Annotated in this window: 14 protein-coding genes and 2 rRNA genes (1 of these 16 cut by a window edge); 5 read left to right on the forward strand and 11 right to left on the reverse strand. The window is 67.3% G+C overall.

Features of this window, described 5'->3' with window-relative positions:
* Positions 1 to 111 precede the first annotated feature (111 nt).
* The 7 genes from atzF to BJ988_RS23865 form a co-directional block, all read right to left on the reverse strand.
* Positions 112 to 1,809, reverse strand: coding sequence for an allophanate hydrolase (gene atzF / locus BJ988_RS23835; protein ID WP_179660345.1), 1,698 nt, complete (start codon positions 1,807 to 1,809; stop codon positions 112 to 114).
* A complete protein-coding gene (gene uca, locus BJ988_RS23840; RefSeq protein ID WP_179660346.1) occupies positions 1,806 to 5,486 on the reverse strand; it encodes an urea carboxylase in 3,681 nt (1,226 codons plus the stop codon). Before uca ends, atzF begins: the two co-directional genes overlap by 4 nt.
* The gene (locus BJ988_RS23845) at positions 5,483 to 6,280 is read right to left on the reverse strand and encodes an urea amidolyase associated protein UAAP2 (RefSeq protein ID WP_343051765.1); all 798 of its coding nucleotides are present in this window, start codon (positions 6,278 to 6,280) and stop codon (positions 5,483 to 5,485) included. Before BJ988_RS23845 ends, uca begins: the two co-directional genes overlap by 4 nt.
* Positions 6,277 to 7,131 carry an urea amidolyase associated protein UAAP1 gene (locus BJ988_RS23850; RefSeq protein WP_179660347.1) on the reverse strand — a complete coding sequence of 285 codons (855 nt, stop codon included), beginning with the start codon at positions 7,129 to 7,131 and terminating at the stop codon, positions 6,277 to 6,279. The genes BJ988_RS23845 and BJ988_RS23850 overlap by 4 nt, the downstream gene beginning before the upstream one ends.
* Positions 7,132 to 7,601: 470 nt before the next feature.
* A complete protein-coding gene (locus BJ988_RS23855) occupies positions 7,602 to 8,384 on the reverse strand; it encodes an HAD family hydrolase (protein WP_179660348.1) in 783 nt (260 codons plus the stop codon).
* 264 nt (positions 8,385 to 8,648) lie between these two features.
* The gene (locus tag BJ988_RS23860; RefSeq protein ID WP_179660349.1) at positions 8,649 to 9,881 is read right to left on the reverse strand and encodes an RNA polymerase sigma factor; all 1,233 of its coding nucleotides are present in this window, start codon (positions 9,879 to 9,881) and stop codon (positions 8,649 to 8,651) included.
* A gap of 1 nt (position 9,882) precedes the next feature.
* Positions 9,883 to 10,260, reverse strand: coding sequence for a YciI family protein (locus BJ988_RS23865; protein WP_179660350.1), 378 nt, complete (start codon positions 10,258 to 10,260; stop codon positions 9,883 to 9,885).
* 164 nt (positions 10,261 to 10,424) lie between these two features.
* Here BJ988_RS23865 and BJ988_RS23870 point away from each other — a divergent pair, with 164 nt between their 5' ends.
* On the forward strand, positions 10,425 to 11,246 hold the full coding sequence (locus BJ988_RS23870; protein ID WP_179660351.1) for a nicotianamine synthase family protein: 822 nt from the start codon (positions 10,425 to 10,427) through the stop codon (positions 11,244 to 11,246).
* On the opposite strand, the gene BJ988_RS23875 is transcribed toward BJ988_RS23870, so the two are convergent.
* Positions 11,243 to 12,127, reverse strand: coding sequence for an LLM class flavin-dependent oxidoreductase (locus tag BJ988_RS23875; RefSeq protein ID WP_179660352.1), 885 nt, complete (start codon positions 12,125 to 12,127; stop codon positions 11,243 to 11,245). The two genes, BJ988_RS23870 and BJ988_RS23875, sit on opposite strands and share 4 nt — an antisense overlap.
* Before the next feature lie 125 nt (positions 12,128 to 12,252).
* On the opposite strand from BJ988_RS23875, the gene BJ988_RS23880 reads away from it, so the two are divergent.
* From BJ988_RS23880 to BJ988_RS23890, 3 genes are read left to right on the forward strand one after another with little or no spacing between them, the layout of a single operon-like run.
* The gene (locus BJ988_RS23880) at positions 12,253 to 12,681 is read left to right on the forward strand and encodes a YciI family protein (RefSeq protein ID WP_179660353.1); all 429 of its coding nucleotides are present in this window, start codon (positions 12,253 to 12,255) and stop codon (positions 12,679 to 12,681) included.
* 48 nt (positions 12,682 to 12,729) lie between these two features.
* A complete protein-coding gene (locus BJ988_RS23885; protein ID WP_179660354.1) occupies positions 12,730 to 13,971 on the forward strand; it encodes an RNA polymerase sigma factor in 1,242 nt (413 codons plus the stop codon).
* A gap of 21 nt (positions 13,972 to 13,992) precedes the next feature.
* Positions 13,993 to 15,258: an Nramp family divalent metal transporter gene (locus BJ988_RS23890; protein ID WP_179660355.1), complete on the forward strand. Its 1,266-nt coding sequence runs from the start codon at positions 13,993 to 13,995 to the stop codon at positions 15,256 to 15,258.
* A gap of 83 nt (positions 15,259 to 15,341) precedes the next feature.
* Here the strand turns inward: BJ988_RS23890 and BJ988_RS23895 are convergent, their stop codons facing one another.
* Positions 15,342 to 16,139 carry a siderophore-interacting protein gene (locus BJ988_RS23895; protein ID WP_179660356.1) on the reverse strand — a complete coding sequence of 266 codons (798 nt, stop codon included), beginning with the start codon at positions 16,137 to 16,139 and terminating at the stop codon, positions 15,342 to 15,344.
* Between the two features lie 119 nt (positions 16,140 to 16,258).
* Between BJ988_RS23895 and BJ988_RS23900 the strand changes: the two genes are divergently transcribed.
* Positions 16,259 to 17,551, forward strand: a complete 1,293-nt coding sequence (locus tag BJ988_RS23900; protein ID WP_179660357.1) for an MFS transporter — start codon at positions 16,259 to 16,261, stop codon at positions 17,549 to 17,551.
* A gap of 321 nt (positions 17,552 to 17,872) precedes the next feature.
* Here BJ988_RS23900 and rrf read toward each other — a convergent pair.
* Together rrf and BJ988_RS23910 are read right to left on the reverse strand one after the other, a co-directional pair.
* Positions 17,873 to 17,989: ribosomal RNA gene (rrf, locus tag BJ988_RS23905) — 5S ribosomal RNA — on the reverse strand.
* A gap of 118 nt (positions 17,990 to 18,107) precedes the next feature.
* Positions 18,108 to 20,592, reverse strand: a 23S ribosomal RNA gene (locus BJ988_RS23910) (it continues 605 nt past the right edge of the window).

The following is a 20,592-nucleotide window of genomic DNA, read 5'->3' on the forward strand; positions in this document are numbered from 1 at the left end:
ACGATTTTGGCGGATCCGTGCCCAGTGTGACTCGCATCCGGACGTCTGAACAGGATCGCGTTCCGTCAGAGGGAATGCCTTCGGTCTGGCGCCCGCTATCCCCGCCGACCCTCAAAGGCCCTGCTCAGACCGGTGACGACGCCACCCTCCGTACGACGAGATGTCGGCAGCCCCCTCGACCGCGAAAGGCTCGACGAGGAATCCGGAGACGGCGGAGCCGTCCGCCAACGTGACCTTCCCGATGGCCATCGGAGCAGGTACGCCGCCCACGAACGCCCCGAAGCCCGCGGCCGGCACACGCCAGAGCTCGCCCTCGATCCGCACCCCGGTCTCGGAACCACCTGTCCGGACCAGTCCGGGCTTGGGCGGAACGGTCTCCAGCGCGAACAGCCGGTAGTCGGCCGAAGTCGAGGCCGGGCGCAGCAGGGTGGCTCCGGCTTCGATCAGCTGGTGGTTGAGCGGCATCCCCGACAGATGGGCACCCACCACGAAGAGGTCGACGCTCGGGCTTAGAAGCGTGTGGCCGAGCGCCGCCAGGGTGCGGTCGCTGCCGGCGGCCCCGGTCAGCATCACCCCGAACGGCAGCCCGTCGACCTGGCCCACGGGGACAGCGAGCGACGCCATGTCGAGCAGGTTCGCGAAGTTCGTGTAGCGGCCGAGGCGAGCGTTGGCGCCGACCGGATCCGCCGCCACCTCGGCGAGGGTCGGGTGCCAGGTCGTCGTCGGCGTCAGCAGCGCCGAGCATCCGGTCAGCGCCGTGCTCGCCTCGGCACCGAGGCGCGCCAGGAGAGCCACGTCGCGCGCCCAGTCGGCTGCGCTGGCCGTTGCCCCGGCGAGCACGATCTCCGCGACCGTCGGGTCGAGGTCCGTCCCGATGAGGTCGTGGTTGGCTTCGAGGTGGGAGCCGACCGCGGCGTACCTCTCGGCTACGAAGGCGCCCTCGTAGAGCAGCCGAGCGGCCTCGAGCAACGGCGAGATGTCGACCTCGACGATCTCGACGCCGGCAGAGTCCAGCCGCGCTGCCGCGGCGCGGAAGGCGGCGGCCCATCCCGGGGCGAGACCGTCGAGGTGCTCGCCGGTCGGCACGGCCACCCTCGGCGCGGGCGGCAGCCCGGCATCCGGAGGCAGCGTACGAGACAACGGGTCCGAAGGGTCGGGACCGGCCATCAGCTCCGCCGCCGCCCGCGCAGCCGCGAGATCACGGGCGAAGACGGTGACGCAGTCGAGCGTGTAGCAGGCGGGCACGACACCGGTGACCGGCACCAACCCACGCGATGGCTTGACCCCGACGATGCCGTTGAGCGCCGCCGGAACCCGCCCGGAGCCCGCGGTGTCGGTCCCCAGCGCGAGATCGACGAGACCGAGAGCGACCGCCACCGCCGAGCCCGACGAGGATCCGCCCGAGATCCGGGTGAGGTCCCAGGCGTTGCGGACCGGACCGTAGGGGCTCCGGGTGCCGACCAGTCCGGTCGCGAACTGGTCCAGGTTGGTCTTTCCCACGACCAGCGCACCGGCCGCACGCAGCCGGGCGACGGCGGTGGCGTCGTGGGCCGGCTGGTAGGCGAAGGAGGGTGCTCCGGCGGTCGTCGGCAGGCCGTGCACGTCGATGTTGTCCTTGACCGCCAGCAGGCGCCCGGCCAACGGCAGGACCTCACCGCCGGCCACCCTCGCGTCGATCGCGGCGGCCTCCTCGAGCAGCTCCGTCCGCGTACGCAGCGAGATCCAGATCTCCGGCCGGTCCGACGCCTCGATCCGGTCGAGAGCCTCGGCCGCGCGGTCGACCGCACGACCTGGGAGCGAGTGGATCAAGACCCGGACCCGTCGGCCGGCCGGACCGCGGCGATGACCTGTCCAGGGGCGATCTGCTCGCCCGGCTTCACGTAGAGCTCGACGACCTCTCCGGCGACCGGTATCGGGACGCTCGCCTCCATCTTCATCGCCTCGACGACCATCAGCGGGGCGTCCTGAGCCAGCCGCGCCCCGCGGCTGGCGACCACCTTCCAGACCGTCGAGGTGAACGGCGCGGTCACCTGCACGCAGCCGTCCGGCACCTCGACCTCCGACGGCTCGCCTCGCGCGTCGATGCGGTCGCAGATGTCGAACTCCCCCGCCACCTTCCAGCGCTCGCGCTCCTCCTCGAAGGCGGCCGACTGCCGGTCGCGGAAGTCCGCGATCGAGTCCGCGTTGTCGGTCAGGAAGCGGTCGTACTCCTTGATCGAGAAGGTGCCCTCCTCGGTCTCGAACTCACCGCGACCGGCATCGACCTCCGCCCGCAGCTCCAGGAGCTCCTCGGCGGAGACCGGGTACCACTCGATCCGGTCGAAGAACCGCAGCGCCCACGGATCGTCGTGGAAGAGCCCGCCGGCCGACGTAGAGCGCCGGAACCGGTTGAACACCTGCGTGGTCCGGCCGACGAGCTGATAGCCGCCCGGCCCCTCCATCCCGTAGATGCACATGTACGCGCCACCGATCCCGACGGAGTTCTCCGCCGTCCAGGTCCGCGCCGGGTTGTACTTCGTGGTCACCAGCCGGTGCCGCGGGTCCAGCGGCGTCGCGACCGGCGCCCCCAGATAGACGTCCCCCAGCCCGAGGACGAGGTACGACGCGTCGAAGACGGTCCGGTGGACCTCCTCCACCGAGGCCAGCCCGTTGATCCGGCGGATGAACTCGATGTTCCACGGCGCCCACGGCGCGTCGTCACGTACGCCTGCGGTGTAGCGCTCGATCGCCTCCCTGGTCGCCGGGTCGTCCCAGGAGAGCGGCAGTCGTACCCGCCGCGACGGCACGGTGAGCTCCGAGGTGGCGGGCAGGTCCTCCTCCAGCTCACGCAGCAGCGCCGCGACCTGACCGGCCCGCAGGACCGAGGAGTCGGTATGGACCTGCAGCGACCGGATTCCCGGCGTGACGTCGATGATGCCCGCAGGCGCGTGCTCGGCCAGCGCCGACTGCAGCGCGTGCACCCGCATCCGGAGACCCAGGTCGAGAGTCATCGGCCCGTACTCGACCAGCACGGAGTTGTCCCCGCTCCGCCGGTAGGTGACCTCCGGGCGCTCCGGAGTCCCGGGCAGCCCGCCCAGGACGCCGTCGTCGCCGTCGCCACCCGCGCCGTCGACCACCGCCAAGGAAGCCCGGTGGTCGACCAGGCCCGCGGCCCTGTCCTCGCGCACCGGCACGAACCGCACCGTGTCGCCGGGCCGCAGCTGCCCGACCTTCCACAGCTCGCCGCTGGCGACCACCGCCGGGCAGACGAAGCCGCCCAGCGACGGACCGTCGGGGCCGAGGATGATCGGGGTGTCGCCGGTGAAGTCGAGCGAACCCACCGTGTAGGGGGTGTCGTGGATGTTCGAGGGATGCAGTCCGGCCTCGCCACCGTCGGCACGGGCCCAGGTCGGCTTCGGTCCGATCAGGCGTACGCCGGTGCGGGCCGAGTTGTGATGGACCCGGTAGTCGGCCGAGTAGAGCTGCTCCAGGTCTGATCGCGTGAAGAACTCCGGTGCGCCGTGCGGGCCCTCGGTGACGCCGATCTGCCAGCTGTTGGTCAGCGCCGGCCGCCGCGACGCCGGGGTCGCCGCGGGCTGCGCCTGGGGGTCGATCGCCGTCCCCGGGCGGAGCACGTCGCCGCGCTGGAGCGTACGTCCGGCGTGCCCGCCGAACCCGCCGAGCGTGAACGTCGAGGCGCTGCCGAGATACTCGGGCACGTCCAGGCCGCCCCGGACCGCGATGTAGGTCCGCAGTCCCGGCCCGTCGGTGCGGCCCAGCTTCAACGTGGCCCCCGCGGAGAGCTCGATCGGCTCCCACTGCGGGGCAGGGACGCCGTCGACGCTGACCGGCATGGGGGAACCGGTCACGCAGACGACGGCGGGATCGGTGAAGAGCAACGTCGGCCCGCCGGACGTCGTCCGGCCGGTCGCCAGCGGCACCGTGACCTCGAGCCCGGGGGCGCCCCGGTGGTTGCCGACGGCCAGGTTCGCCTCGGCGAAGGAGACCGGGTCGAACGGCCCCGACGGGGGAACGCCGACCTGCCAGTAGCCCACCCGGCCAGGAAGATCCTGGACGGTGGTGAGCACGCCCGGGTCGAGGACGTCGATGCGCGGGTCCGGGTCGCCACCTCTGCCCTGCTTGGCCCGTTCGGCCAAGGTCGAGGTCGAGTGCGTGGCCGAGCGGAGCTCGTCGTTCGTCGTCATCGCACGCAGTGCGGAGACGTTGGTGACGATGCCGTCGATCCGGGTCCGGGCGAGGGCGTCACCCAGCGTGTCCAGCGCCTCGTCACGGGTCGCGCCGGTGGCGATCACCTTGGCGATCAGCGGATCGTAGTGAGGCGACACCTCGAGCCCGGTCTCGATCCAGGAGTCCACCCGGACCGTGTCGCTCGGCTCCGGCAGGACCGCACGCGTCACCAGGCCGGACGACGGCATCGAGTCCTTGGCCGGGTCCTCGGCGTAGACACGTGCTTCGACGGCGTACGCCTTGGGTGCGGGGCACTTGCGGAAGAGCTCGTCCGGCAGGGCCGCGGCTCCGTCGCTGGCCAGCCGCAGCATCAGCTCGACGATGTCGATGCCCATCACCTGCTCGGTCACCGCGTGCTCGACCTGGAGACGAGTGTTCATCTCCAGGAAGGAGACCAGTTCGCGGGCCGGGTCGTAGACGAACTCCACGGTCCCGGCCGAGCGGTAGGAGACCGACTTGGCGAGCTGTCGCGCGGAGTCGTGCAGGACGGTCCGGACGTGCTCGGGGAGAGCCGGCGCCGGCGCCTCCTCGATCACCTTCTGGTTGCGGCGCTGCAGCGAGCAGTCGCGGTCGCCGAGCACGGCGACCTGACCCTCCCCGTCGCCGAAGACCTGCACCTCGACATGGCGCGCGGGCCGTACGAGGCGCTCCAGGAACACCCCGGCGGTGCCGAAGCTGGTCTGAGCGAGCCGTGCGACCCGCTCGAAAGCGATCCGGACATCATCCTCCGAGCTGCACGCGGTCATCCCGATGCCACCACCGCCGCCGGTCGCCTTGACCATCACCGGCAGCCCGATCCGGGCGGCCTCCTCAGCGGCCTCGTCGGGACCGGAGAGCAGCCCCGAGCCGGCCAGCATCGGAACCCCGGCGTTCTCGGCGAGCCGGCGAGCCGAGTGCTTCTCGCCGAAAGCACCGATCTGCTCCGGCGTCGGGCCGACGAACCGAATCCCCGCCGCCTCGACCTCGCGGGCGAAGGCGGCGCTCTCGGACAGGAAGCCGTAGCCGGGATGGAGCAGCCCCGCGCCGGTGCGCAGGGCTGCTGCGATGATCAGGTCGCCACGGAGATAGGAGTCGCGTGCGGGCGCCGAGCCCAGACAGACGGCCTCGTCCGCCTCCCGCACGTGCGGCGCCGCTCGGTCGGCCTCGGAGAAGACCGCGACCGTACGCAGGCCGAGCTCGCGCGCCGTGCGCATCACTCGGCGGGCGATCTCTCCCCGGTTCGCGACAAGGACGGTGTCGGAGGATGGGCCATGCGTCATACGTCGGCCTCGTACTCGAGGTCGGTGTCGGGCTCCGAGACGATCATCCGCAGGGGCGTCGGGTTGAAGTCGTTGCAGGGGTTGTTCATCTGCGGGCAGTTGGAGATCAGGACGAGCGTGTCGATCTCGGCGCGCAGAGCGACCCTCTTCCCGGGCGCGGACATGCCGTCGACGATGCCGAGCGCACCGTCCTCCTCGATGGGCACGTTCATGAACCAGTTGATGTTGGAGACGATGTCGCGCATGCCGAGCCCGTGCTTGGCACCCTCGGTCAGGAAGTTCTCCCGGCAGCCGTGGTGATACATCACATGGTGGCCGTAGCGCAGGGTGTTCGACTCGCGCGAGCAGGCGCCGCCGATGGTGTCCTGGCGGTCGATCTCGTTGTCGACCACGGTCATCAGGGCGCGGCCGAGGTTGCTGCGCAGCACGGTCCCGGTACGGATGTAGGCGCTGTTCTGCCAGGCGAGCGTGTCCTGGGCGCTGTAGCGCTCGTCGGTGTGCTGCGCGTTGTAGAGCAGACAGTCGCCCGACTGGTTCCCCCCGACGTCGACGATCGTCAGCACCTGCCCGGCCCGCACGACGCCCGACCACGATGCCCGCGGAGCCAGCTGCTCGTCCAGCACGACGGCACCCGAGACCAGCGGCTCACCCCAGTCCAACGGAGTGTCGTCGGAGTACGACGCCCCGACCGGGACGCTGGAGACCAGCTGCCCGTCGGGCGTCAGATAGGTGGTCGTCGGAACCGGAACAGTTGTCACAGGCCTCATCACCGGGTTGTCGATCGTGGTAGTCACAGGGCCCGAGCCTCCGCATAGTCGAGTGTGTTCAGATACGCCCGGCGCACCTCGGGAGAGGCGTCGAAACGCTCGTCCGCCGGGGTGGTCGGGTTGGTCTCCGGCGTACGCCAGGCGTGCACGCGCAGCGGCCCGACGACGTACTCCGGACGTGGGTCCCGCGGATGCGGGACGTTGGCGATCAGCACGATCAGGGGGAGCTCCGCCACGAGCTCGACCGCAGTCCCGGCACCTGATGAGCCGGCCCAGTCGAAGCTCCCGTCCGCCGCGACCCGCACGCCTTGGAAGAACGACACCGAAGGAGGCACGTCAGCCGGGCCGAGCCCGTGCTTGGCGGCCGCCTTCACGAAGAGATCGCGGCCCGCGGGCGCGGGTCCCTCGGGCAGCGCGGTGCCGTAGCGCAGGGCGTTCCAGGCGGCAGTGCTCGTCCCGCAGAACGCGTCGTGCCGCCCCGAGGTGTCGGTCAGGATCGTGGCGAGCACCCGGCCGTCACCGGAGAGCAGCGGGTGCCCGGTGCCGAGGTAGGCCTGCCAGGGGATCTTCTGGGTGTCGGCGACGTTGAGGCGCTCGGCCGGCTCGAGTGCGTTGTAGAGGACCGTGTGGGCACAGGCCTCGCCGGTCGGATCCTCGAGCCGGAGCCGCGTGCCGCGCGCCAGAACCTTGTGGGTGTAGCCCCCGGGAGCGACCGTCTCGGCCCACGTCAGGCTGTCCGCGGTCACGTCCTCGGGACAGAACGGGCTCGTTGATGCCGGGAGGTACGGCATCCAGTCGCTGACCTGCCCCCCTTGCGCGCGAGCATCTGCCCGTGCGTTCAGCACCGTGTCCGTGCTGTGGTCTGCGGCTAGCGCCACCCGTGGCCTCCTCGAAACATGATGAACCTGTCGACTGACAGGTAAGCATGTACGTCAAGGGCGTCGGGGGCAAACCATGACTGTTGGGAACCTGACTCCGAAATGTGGGGTCGGAGTCGGCGAAATTCTTCCCTGTCGGTCGATCGATTCTTATCGTTTTCTACAGGGGCTGGCTAGGGGGCATGGACCATTTCGTGCCGAATTCACGCTTGTGGTGCCGCCTGGCGGAGCGATCTCGCCGAGTCGGAGTCCGCGACACCCGGCTAGAAACTGTCACTGGACAGGTAACAGAACTCATGTCTCGCCGGACACCGATCCGAGTGTGATCCGCAACCGTGCCGAGGAGCGGACCGGATCGTCGGTCGAATCACGGATTCCACCCACATCGGCCCCTCGTGAGTGGCATCCTGACCCGGGCGCGACGGCTCCTCGTCGCGCCGATGCGTCGGTCACGCGCGCTCAGGCGGCGATCAGCGCTGCGACCGCTTCGATCCCCACGGCACGACATTTCCGGACACAAAAGTCCGCGATGCGGACCCATTACGCGGCTCTGGCACCCCGACCATCGCGACGAGCTCGCTCAGGTCACCGATCGTCGGCCCGTTCCACTCGGGATCGAGATCGGGGACGACCTCCTGCCGCTGAGCCGGATCCTCGGGCAGGAAACGCACGGCCCTCATCCCCAAGGCCTCGGCGCCGTACAGCTCGCCATCCCCGCCGTCCCCGACGTAGACGCACTCGGTGGTCGGCACCTCGAGCGCGGCCGCGGCCACGATGTAGGCACCGGAGTCCGGCTTCCGTACGCCGGTCTGGCACGAGAACGAGGCCGCGCCGAAGTACTCGCTGAGCGGGCTGTCCGGCCAGACCTCGGTCGTGGCGCAGCAGGAGTCGGAGACCAGACCGAGGCCGAAGCCACGCGCACGAAGTGCGCTCAGGGCCGGAAGCGCCCAGGTCGCGGCGTGCAGGGAGAGCGTGAAATCGAGACGGCGCCGGATGGCTGCCTCGACCTGGCTCTCGGTGGGAACCGCCCTCAGGCGCCGAGACAGATAGCGCACCGTGTGATGCACACTGGCCATCAGGCCACGGGTCCGCTCATCGAGCGTCTCGGCCGTAGCCGCGGCGAATGCGGCAGGGTCGATCCCGAGGTCCGCTCCCATCCCGCGAGCCATCGCTGCTCGCTCGGCTCTGGAGCCGCCCGGGATCAGCGTGTCGTGAAGACCGAAGAGGACTGCGCGCACGCCACCCTCGTCCATGGGCTCACCCTAGTGGCGCGTCCCGGAAGTTCCTAGGCGCTTCGCGCCGCCACGGCACGCACCCTTCGACAAGCTCAGGACATCGCCTCGCGGCGTTGGCGCCGCTCGAAAGACGCCCGGTATGACTTCACGACGCCGGCCTTGCGATGCACGCACCCTGACAACGCCAAGCATCCAGGAACTTCCAGGACACACCACTAGCCAAGTTCGGATCGATGCTGAACGACCTCTTCCGCTGCCCGGCACATCTGTGTGACTGTTCAACTAGGGTCGGCCGAGCGCTTCGATCCGTCGGTTCAGGTAGCGCTGCTCGGGGACGCTCCGGGTCAGCCTCGCCGCCAGCACGTAGTGCTCCCTGGCCACCGCGAGGTCGCCGGACTGCTCGAGCAGGTGCGCGAGCACGGCATGGGCCCGATGGTGTCGCTGCATCGCCGGGTGCTCCAGCAGGTCGCGGACGATCTCGATCCCGTGCTCGGGCCCGAGGCTCATCGCCACGGCGACAGCCCGGTTGAGCGTGACCGCAGGCGAAGGTGCCACCTGGGCGAGCATCCCGTAGAGCAGGTTGATCTGGAGCCAGTCGGTGGCCTCGTAGGACTCCGCCTCGGCATGGACCGCCGCGATCGCCGCCTGCAGTTGGAAGCGTCCCACCGGCCCCTGCGGGAGTACGTCCTCGAGCAGCGCCGCACCTTCGCGGATGAGCTCGCGGTCCCACTGCGAGCGGTCCTGGTCCTTGAGCGGGACCAGGTCGCCGAGATGGTCGACGCGGCCGCACGAGCGCGCCTGGGTCAGCAGCATGAGCGCGAGCAGGCCGGTGGCCTCGTCGTGCTCGGGGAGCACGCCGCGCACGATCCGGGTCAACCGGATCGCTTCGTCGGTGAGCTCGATCCCCTGCAGGTCCGGTCCGCTGGTGCGGGTGTGGCCCTCGTTGAAGATCAGGTGACAGACGTCGAGCACGCAGGCGATCCGCTCGGGCAGCTCGTCGGGGGCAGGTGAGCAGAAGTCCTCGTTCTTCAGCGTCGCCCGCGCCCGGCTGAGGCGTTGCCCCATCGTCGCCTCGGGAACCAGGTACGCAGCCGCGATCTCGGTCGTCGTCAGGCCGCCCACGCACCGCAGCGTGATCGCCACCTGGGACGGGCGGCGCAGCGCAGGATGGGCACACATCATCATCAGCCGCAGCGAGTCGTCGTAGGCCGAACCGATCTCCACGGCCGCGGGCTCCGTCTCGTCGAGCCGCCGGGCCATCCCGTCGGCGATCTCACGTCGTCTCCGGGCGGTGTCGGCCCGCATCTGGTCGATGAGCCGCCGGTGGGCCACCCGGATCAGCCAGGCGCGCGGATCGGCCGGCAGGCCATCGCCGGGCCACCGCCGGCTGGCCGCGATCAGCGCCTCCTGCGCGGCGTCCTCGCAGTCGGGAAGGTCGGCGTGGACCCGGAGCAGGGCGCCGAGGACGTGGGCGGACTCCTGCCGCCACACGTCCTCGACTCCCGTCACCGTCATGTCAGTAGGTTGCCACCGGCCGCAGCTCGACCGTCTCACCGGGCCCGCTGAAGCTGCGTACGACTTCCTCGGCCCGCTCCTGGGACTCGACATCGATCAGGAAGAAGCCGGCCAGGTGCTCCTTCGCCTCCGAGTAGGGGCCGTCGGTGACGATCGGCTCGCCGGCGTCCCAGCGGTAGAGCCTGGCCGAGGCCGGGTCCGCGAGCGCTTGCCCGCCGAGGAGCTCTCCGTTGGCCGAGAGCTCCTCCAGGACCGTCTCGAAGGCACCGTTGAGCTTCTCCCTCGTCTCCTGCGGCAGCGACTGGAACTCGGGGATGAAGTCACCCGTCGGGTGCCCCCACGGCTGCGGGTTGGAGTGGATGAGGATGACGTACTTCATGGCTGTTCCCTTTCTTGCGCGCCGTCCGTAGGCGTGCTCACGGGGTTACGTCGTAGCCGGTCGGCGTAGTTCTACATCGTCCCAGAAACTTCCGTGCCACGGAGCGGGTCTCCTCGGTGGAACGCTCTGCGGCGGCCGTCGCCGATGTGGAATGGTGACCGGTTGTGAATCCGGGAGCGTTCGAAGCCATCGACGAACGTCTGGTCTCCACCCTCGACGACCTGCTCGACCAGCAGTCGCTGGCGCCCGGGATCGTCGTCGACGCACTCTTCAACCGGTTGGTGACCGCCGTGCTGAGCGTGCCCGAGTCGGCCGCCGACTCCGTGCTGGCCGCCTTGCCGCCCTCACGCTCGCCGGCCGTCTTCCGTTCGGTTGCGTCCGCGGGCGAGCATGCCCTCGAGCGGGTCTGGGCCGACCGGATCATCCGCTCCCCCGACCCCGTGCGGGCGTTCGCCCGCTTCCCCTACCGCGAGAACTACCGGCTCCTCGTGGAGATGGAGCTGGCAGCCGTACGCCGCGAAGGCACCGTTCCTCGGCAGGTGCTGCTCCTCGGCTCGGGGCCACTGCCCCTGACCGCGTTCTGCCTGGCCGACCTGGGGATCGCGGTGCACTGTGTCGACCACGATGCCGAGGCGATCCGGCTGTCCTCCGTCTTGGCAGGTCGCCTGGGCACCGTCGGCGTGACGTTCGAGCACGCTGACGCCGCGGCCGCCACGCCACCGCGACCCGTCGACGTCGTGCTCCTCGCCGGCCTGGTCGGAGCCGACGATGCCGCCAAGGCCGAAGTGCTCGACCAGGCGGTCATCCACCTCGATCCGCGAGGCCTCGTCCTGGCGCGGAGCGCTCGGGGACTGCGTACGCTGCTCTATCCGCCGGTCGGTCCGCCGGCTCTTTCCGGCCTGACCGTGGTCGCCGAGGCCAACCCCGAGGTCGACGCCCCCGGCACCGACGTGATCAACAGCGCGATCCTCGCCCGCTCGGTCTAGAGGGCAGGGTCCAGGACCTCGGCCTTGAGCTGTGCGGCCCGCTCGATCCGCTCGGCACCGGTCTCACCCAGATTCCAGGTCGGCAGGATGAACTCGTCGAACCCTGCCTCGACATAGCGTCCGATCAGGTCCTGCAGCTCACCGGCCGAGCCCGTCTGCGTCCTGGCGAACCCCGGGTTCGCGCCGTCGAGATCGAGCATGAGGTTGGTGGTCGTCTTGATCGTGCCGGGGTCACGTCCCACCTGCTCGCACGCCTCCAGGAGCTTGGCCCGCACCGCGCCGGCGCTCTCGGGCGTGCCCCAGGTGTTCCACTCGTCGGCGTGCCGGGCGACGACACGCAGCATCCGCGGGCCCTTGGCACCGACCAGGATCGGCAGCGGCGAGGCCACCGGCTTCGGCTCGCACGGAGCGTCGGCGACCTGGAAGTAGGTCCCCTCGAAGGTCGTACGCGGCTTGTCGAGCAGCGACCGGGTCACCTCGATCGCCTCTTCGAACCGGTCGACCAGCACCTTCGCGCCCGGGAGGTCGATGCCGTACGCCTTGTGCTCGTTGATCTGCCAGCCGGCACCCATGCCGAGCACGAAGCGCCCACCGGCGATGTGGTCGATCGTCGCGGACCGGTTGGCGAGCAGGGCCGGGTGGTGGATCGTCGTCGGGGAGACGAGCGGGCCGATGCGTACGTTCTGGGTCGTCGCGGCCAGCGCCGGCAGGATCCCCCAGACCTCGTGCATGGGCCCGTCGTCGATGTCCGCGGAGCCGGTGTTGGGCATGTAGTGGTCCGCGACCCAGACTCCGTACCAACCGGCCTGGTCAGCGGCCTCCGCCTCGGCAAGGATGTCGGCGGTGGGATAGACGAGATTTGGCCACAGCGAGATCTTCACGCTTCCAACCTACCGAGATGTCCCGAAATATTTTCTTGGCTGAGCTGTCGATCTCGCGTAGACCTCGTTCGACCTAGGGGTGAACGGGCCGGCAAGACGGCCCGACAGACACAGGAGAAACCGAGATGCCGAAGTACATGCTGATCTGGCGCACCATCGACGAGGACAAGCAGAACGCCGCGATGGCCGAGATCCCCTTCGAGGAGATGCTCGAGAAGATGGGGCGCCTCAACGACGAGCTCATCAAGTCGGGCGTGCTGCTCGCCATGGAGGGCCTGGACCCCGAGGAGCACACCGTCGTCACCTACGCCGAAGCCGAGGAGGCGCCGGTGGTCACCGACGGTCCCTACGGCGAGACGAAGGAGCTCTTCGGGGGCTTCTATCTGATCTCGGTCGCCTCGAAGGAGGAGGCCGTCGAGTGGGCCAAGCGGCTCAGCTACTTCCCCGGTGCCGCCGTCGAGATCCGTCGGGTGCCGACGATCGACGAGTTCCCGCAGGACAACCCGTGGATCCAGAAGGAGCTCGACTGGCGGACCAAGACCGGGCAGCTCTGACGGACCCGGTCGCCGAGCCTGTCGAGACCACCCGACGAGGAGACATCCATGAGTGACGCGACGCGCGCCGTCGAGGCGATCTGGCGAATCGAGTCGGCCCGCATCGTCGGCGCCCTCGCGCGCTACACCGGTGACTTCGGCCTCGCCGAGGACGCGGCCCAGGAGGCCCTCGCGGAGGCGCTGGTCTCCTGGCCGCGCGACGGCCAGCCCGCCAACCCGGTCGGCTGGCTGATGACCACGGCCAAACGGCGGGCGATCGACACGATCCGCCGTGCCGGGGTCCAGCGCGAGAAGTACGAGGCGATCGCCCACGACCAGGACGAGGCGTACGCCGACGACCTGGACATCGAGCGGATCGACGACGACGTCCTCGCGCTGATGTTCATCTCCTGCCACCCGGTGCTGTCGAAGGAGGCCCGGGTGGCGCTCACGCTCAGGGTCGTCGGCGGCCTGAGCAGCGAGGAGATCGCCCGCGCGTTCCTGGTTCCGGTGCCGACGATCCAGGCCCGCATCACCCGCGCGAAGAAGACGATCGCGGCCGCGAAGGTGCCGTTCGAGGCGCCTTCGCCCGAGGAGCGCAGACAGCGGCTCCCCGGCGTCCTCAACGTCCTCTACCTGATCTTCACCGAGGGCTCCACCGCGACCTCCGGCGAAGACCTGATCCGCACCGATCTCGCCAGGGAGGCACGGAGGCTGACCCGTGTGCTGATCGGCGCGCTGCCCGATGAGCCGGAGGCGTACGGCCTGCTCGCGCTCATGGAGCTGACCGCCTCCCGCTTCCCGGCGCGCACCGACAGGAACGGTGATGCCATCCTCCTCGAGAACCAGGACCGGACCCGATGGGATCGGGGTGCGATCCGTCGTGGGCTGGCGGCGCTGGAGCAGGCGACCCCGCGCGGCCTGGGGCCCTACGGCCTGCAGGCCGCCATCGCCGGCACCCACGCGGTCGCCGAGTCGGTCGCCACGACAGACTGGGAGCGGATCATCGTGCTCTACGAGGCCTTGGGTCGGATCGCGCCGAACCCGATCGTCGATCTCAACCGGGCCGTCGCGGTGGCGATGGCCCACGGGCCGATGCCTGCACTGGAGCTGGTCGATCGGATCGCCGACCCGATCACCGGGGCGGGGCGGCTCGACCACACCCACCTCCTGCCGACCGTACGCGGCGAGCTGCTGCGCCGGCTGGGCCGAACCGTCGAGGCGCGCGAGGAGCTCGAGCGGGCGGCGGAGATGTGCACCAACGAGCGCGAGCGCGCCGTACTTCAGCAAAAAGTCGCTGATCTCCCCTAAAACGGGGTATACCTGTCGCTCATGTCACAAGCAGCGAGGACCGAGTCGTCCGAAACCCCGCGCTGGCGGATCCTTGGCCCCGGCCTCGTCGTAGCCGCAACCGGTGTCGGGGCCGCCGACCTGGTCGCAACCTTGATCGCGGGCAGCAAGTACGGCTACGCCCTGCTGTGGGCCGTGGTCATCGGATGTGTCCTGAAGGTCGTGCTCGTCGAGGGCGCGGGGCGCTACAGCCTGGCGACCGGCGAGACGATCTTCCAGGGTTGGCGGCGTCTGGGCATCTGGACGACGATCTACTTCGGCCCCTACATCGTGATCTGGGGCTTCATCTACGGCGCCGCGGCGATGGCCGGCACCGGCCTGGCCCTGACCGCGCTGTTCCCGTTCGCCTCGGTGAAGGTCTGGGGCATCGTCTCCGGCCTGATCGGCCTCGCCATCGTGTGGGCCGGCCGCTACAGCCTGTTCGAGAAGTTCCTCGCGGTCCTGGTCGGGATCATGTTCGTCACCATGGTGGCCGCCGCGCTCATCACCGTGCCCAACATCCCCGAGCTCCTCAAGGGTCTGGCCCCGACCATCCCGGACGGTGCGCTGGTCAACGTGCTCTCCGTCGCCGGCGGCGTCGGCGGCACGATCACCCTGGCCGCCTACGGCTACTGGCTGCGGGAGAAGGGCTGGCACACTCCGAAGTTCATGCGGGTGATGCGGATCGACAACGCCACCGCGTACGTCGTCACCGGCATCTTCGTGGTCGCGACCCTCATCGTGGGTGCCGAGCTGCTCTACTCGGCTCGGATCGCCATCGGCACCGGCGACCAGGGCATGCTCGACCTGTCCAAGGTGCTCGCCGACCGCTACGGCAACTGGTTCGGCAAGCTCTTCCTGATCGGCTTCTGGGCCGCGGCGATGTCGTCCCTGGTCGGCGTCTGGAACGGCGTCAGCCTGATGTTCGCCGACTTCATGGGGACCATCCGCGGGAAGGCGGACGAGCCCGAGGCGAAGAGCGGTGGCCTCTGGTACCGCGCCTACATCCTGTGGCTCACCTTCCCCCCGATGATCTGGCTCCTGCTGGCCGACGAGCCCACCTGGCTGATCCTCATCTACGGCGTTCTCGGCGCCTTCTTCATGCCCTTCTTGGCGGTCACCCTGCTCTGGCTCCTCAACACCCGTCACACCCCCGTGGAGTGGCGCAGCAAGTGGGTCTCCAACATCGGCCTGACCCTCTGCGCCCTGATCTTCGCCTGGCTCGCCTACGACCAGATCCGCACCTCCATCGAGAGCCTGCTCGGTTAGAGCCACCTCAGGCGCCATCACCATCGAGGCCACGGAGTGGCGAGTGACAAGCTCGCCGCTCCGTGGCCTCGGGTGATCTAGCCTCAAGCCTGGGCCTTGCCCATCCGCCAGTAGCCGACGAACGTGATCTGCGCTTTGGGCACTCCGAGCGCCACCAGGTGGCGTCGCCCCTCGGTCGGGATCGTCCGCTCACCGACGAGATAGGCGGAGAGCGTGGCCGGATCCTCAGGAGTGAACGCCTTCAGCTCGGCGAGCGCCAGCGTTCCGGCGCGGTCGGCGTCGCCACGCGGCAACCACCGCACCTCGACGCCCTCGGGCCCGACGACGTCCTGTACGTCGGCGATGTCCGGGATCTCGATGATCGCCAGGCCTCGCACGTCCTTCGGAAGGTCGCGGAGGATGCCGAGGATCGCCGGCAGGGCAGACTCGTCACCGACGAACAGCTGGAACGAGGCGTCCGGAGCGAGGTCGAAGCCTCTGCCCTGGTCCAGGAGCACGACCCGGTCACCAGGCTGAGCGTCGTGGGCCCAGGGACCGGCGATCCCGAGATCTCCATGGACGACGAAGTCGACGTCCATCTCTCCGAGCTCGGGCCGGTGCTCGCGCACGGTATAGCTGCGCAGTGGGGGTCGGTCCCCGTGGGTCAGGTACTTCAGATAGTCGACCATCCCGAGCTTGTCCGGCACCACGTCGAAGTTCGTCGCCTCGCCACCGGGCCTCGGCAGGAAGAGCCGGAACCACTGATCGAATCCGTGCTGCGGGAACCGCTTCAAGTCGTCGCCCGCCAAGGTGATCCGCACCATGTGCGGCGTGACCTGCTTGTTGTGCAGCACCTCAGCTGCGTACGTGCCCCTCAGCTTTCGGCCGTCCTCGAAACCCATACCAACTCCATTCGGGGTCAGGTAAGGCTTACCTGACCCGAACAGGCTAGCGTGAGCCGAGAAGTCGGCGAGACGAAAGTCGGTTGACGCCTCTTCCGTCCGGGTCGAGGCTGGACGGCATGCCCGCCGACGAGCTTTCCGGCTGGAGGCGCAACGCAGCGATCTTCCTCGCCGGCCAAACGGTCTCCCTGCTGGGCTCGATGCTGGTGATGTACGCCGTGATGTGGCATCTCACCATCGAGACGCGCTCCGGGTCCGTCCTGATGCTGAGTCTCGTCTTCGGGATGCTCCCGCAGGCCTTCATGTCGATCTTCGGCGGCGTCTGGGCCGACCGACATCACCGCAAGTTCCTGATCATGGGCTCCGACGCAACCATCGCGGTCGCCACCCTGATCCTGGCCAGCTTGATGGCCAGTGGCATCGATGACCTCTGGATCATCTACCTCGCCTTGGCCGTCCGTTCGGTCTTCGCCGGCATCCAGATGCCAGCAGTCACCGCGATGATCCCCCAGATCGTTCCGGAGTCCCAACTGCTTCGCATCAACGGAGCGTTCCAGACCATCCAGGCCGCGATGACACTCCTTGCTCCCGCGCTCGCTGCGGTCATCTACGCCAGCATGGACATCGTCGCCGTCTTCTTCATCGACGCGATCACGGCGCTCATCGGGGTAGGCCTCCTCGCACTGGTCCCGGTGGCCCGCATCGTCCGTGCCGACAAGGGGAAGGTCTCCTACTTCGGTGACCTACGGGCCGGCCTGAAGTACGCCTCCACACACCCGCAGGTGCGGTGGATCCTCGTCCTCTTCACGCTGGTGATGGTCATGGTCGGCGCACCGTCCTATCTCACCCCGCTGATGGTCACCCGCACCTTCGGCGACGAGGTCTGGAAGCTCACCGCCAACGAGCTGTTCTGGGGCTTCGGCATGCTGGCCGGTGGCGCAGTCATCGCTACGTTGGGGCCCAAGATCGTGCACCGCATCCGGCTGATGGTCGGATCCGTCATCCTCATCGGACTGCTGGTCGTCGGTCTCGGCGTATCGACGAACATGTGGATCTTCTTCACCTGCGGGCTGCTGATCGGTGTGCTCTTCTCGTTCTTGAGCGCGCCTGCGATGACGATCCTCCAGGAGCGCGTCGAGCCGGCGATGCAGGGACGCGTCTTCGGCATCGTCGGGATCGTCATGTCGGTCGCGATGCCGCTGTCGATGGTCGTCTTCGGCCCGCTCGCCGATCAGTTCTCGGTCGAGTCCCTGCTCATCCTCGCCGGAGTTCTGCTCTTCGTCGTGGTGGCCGGCATCCTCGCCATTCCCAGCGCTCGCCGGTCCCTGGCTGCGGTCGACCGCCCGAAGGAAGAGCCCGTCCCGCCCGCCGAGGTCGCCCCGGACGAGGAAGCCACACAGAGCACCAAATGACAGTTGCCCGGCACCTCGAGGGCACCGGGCAACTGACGAAGCTCTGGATCAGCGGCTGGCGACCAGCTTGATGGCCACACCGAGACCCGCGGCAACGACGGCGGCGATGATCAGCTTCTTGACCATGGGTGACTCCTAGTTCGACGATGTTGATACGGACTGCAACTATGACATTGGAACCCCGCATCGCGACCCAGGTCAACCGGGCGTGGCGCGAAGAGGCCACGACAATGATCTCGAACGGCTCGATACACCGCATCGCAAATGGGCTAGAAATGGCAGCAGGGCCACCTCCGAAGAGGTGGCCCTGCGCAAAGATATGTCCGGCGGCGTCCTACTCTCCCACAGCCTCTCGGTTGCAGTACCATCGGCGCTGAAGGGCTTGACTTCCGGGTTCGGGATGGGACCGGGTATTTCCCCTTCGCTATGGCCGCCGTAACTCTTGAGATCACCCATTGGGTGACCAAACCTGTGTTACAACAGTTGGTTCGTGGACGCGAACAGTCTCATCAAAGAAGTTGTCTTCGATGGTTGTTGTTTTTGTTGAGGGTTTATGAAAGATAAGCCCTCGGCCTATTAGTACCGGTCGGCTGGGCATCACTGCTGTACACCTCCGGCCTATCAACCCCATGGTCTGTAGGGGGCCTTAACCCATATAGGGTGGGAAACCTCATCTTGAAACGTGCTTCCCGCTTAGATGCGTTCAGCGGTTATCACTTCCGAACGTAGCCAACCAGCCATGCACCTGGCGGTACAACTGGCACACCAGAGGTTCGTCCATCCCGGTCCTCTCGTACTAGGGACAGCATTTCTCAAGTTTCCTACGCGCGCGGCGGATAGGGACCGAACTGTCTCACGACGTTCTAAACCCAGCTCGCGTGCCGCTTTAATGGGCGAACAGCCCAACCCTTGGGACCTACTCCAGCCCCAGGATGCGACGAGCCGACATCGAGGTGCCAAACCATCCCGTCGATATGGACTCTTGGGGAAGATCAGCCTGTTATCCCCGGGGTACCTTTTATCCGTTGAGTGACCACGCTTCCACATGCCGTGGCCAGATCACTAGTTCCGACTTTCGTCCCTGCTCGACATGTCTGTCTCACAGTCAAGCTCCCTTGTGCACTTACACTCGCCACCTGATTGCCAACCAGGCTGAGGGAACCTTTGAGCGCCTCCGTTACACTTTAGGAGGCAACCGCCCCAGTTAAACTACCCATCAGGCACTGTCCCTGAACCAGATCATGGTCCGAAGTTAGACATCTAGTACGACCAGAGTGGTATTTCAACGTTGACTCCACACACACTGGCGTGTGCGCTTCACAGTCTCCCACCTATCCTACACAAGCCGAACCAAACACCAATACCAAACTATAGTAAAGGTCCCGGGGTCTTTCCGTCCTGCCGCGCGTAACGAGCATCTTTACTCGTAGTGCAATTTCGCCGAGTCCACGGTTGAGACAGCGCCCAAGTCGTTACTCCATTCGTGCAGGTCGGAACTTACCCGACAAGGAATTTCGCTACCTTAGGATGGTTATAGTTACCACCGCCGTTTACTGGGGCTTAAATTCTGAGCTTCGCCGTGAGGCTAACCCGTCCTCTTAACCTTCCAGCACCGGGCAGGAGTCAGTCCGTATACATCGTCTTACAACTTCGCACGGACCTGTGTTTTTAGTAAACAGTCGCTTGGGCCTGGTCTCTGCGGCCTTTCACGCTTCCCCCAGCTAGTGGGTTCACGATCCAGGCCCCCCTTCTCCCGAAGTTACGGGGGCATTTTGCCGAGTTCCTTAACCATGGTTCGCTCGATCGCCTTGGTATTCTCTACCTGATCACCTGAGTCGGTTTGGGGTACGGGCGGCTCATGACTCGCTAGAGGTTTTTCTTGACAGCATAGGATCACCGACTTCGCCTAATGGCTCCCCATCACATCTCAGACATACAGAGCCCGGATTTGCCTAGACTCAGTCCTACATGCTTGGCCGGCGACTACCATCGCGCCGGATCGACTACCTTCCTGCGTCACCCCATCACTTGACTACTACACACTTGGGTCCCATGTTCCACACACACGCCTCACCCCGAAGGGATCGGTCACGCATGCTTCAGATGGTTAGCATCATGCGCCTCATCATGGGCGTCATTTCGCCGGTACGGGAATATCAACCCGTTGTCCATCGACTACGCCTGTCGGCCTCGCCTTAGGTCCCGACTTACCCAGGGCAGATTAGCTTGACCCTGGAACCCTTGATCATTCGGCGGATGTGTTTCTCACACATCATTCGCTACTCATGCCTGCATTCTCACTCGCGTAACCTCCACCGCTGGATCACTCCGCTGCTTCACTGGTTACACGACGCTCCCCTACCCACCCCGGAAAACCGGAGTGCCATAGCTTCGGCGGATAACTTGAGCCCCGCTACATTGTCGGCGCGGAATCACTTGACCAGTGAGCTATTACGCACTCTTTCAAGGGTGGCTGCTTCCAAGCCAACCTCCTGGTTGTCACTGCGACTCCACATCCTTTTCCACTTAGTTACCGCTTAGGGGCCTTAGCTGATGGTCTGGGCTGTTTCCCTCTCGACAATGGAGCTTATCCCCCACTGTCTCACTGCTGCGCTCTCACTTACCGGCATTCGGAGTTTGGCTAACGTCAGTAACCTGGTCGGGCCCATCGGCTATCCAGTGCTCTACCTCCGGCAAGAAACACGCAACGCTGCACCTAAATGCATTTCGGGGAGAACCAGCTATCACGAAGTTTGATTGGCCTTTCACCCCTAACCACAGGTCATCCCCTCCATTTTCAACTGAAGTGGGTTCGGTCCTCCACGCCGTCTTACCGGCGCTTCAACCTGCCCATGGCTAGATCACTTCGCTTCGGGTCTAGAGCGCGCGACTCAATCGCCCTATTAGGACTCGCTTTCGCTACGGCTTCCCCACACGGGTTAACCTTGCCACACACCGCTAACTCGCAGGCTCATTCTTCAAAAGGCACGCCATCACCCCCACTGCCAAAAGGCCGGCCGGGCTCTGACGGATTGTAGGCA

The organism is Nocardioides panzhihuensis (assembly GCF_013408335.1).
In the GTDB taxonomy this organism is placed as follows: domain Bacteria; phylum Actinomycetota; class Actinomycetes; order Propionibacteriales; family Nocardioidaceae; genus Nocardioides; species Nocardioides panzhihuensis.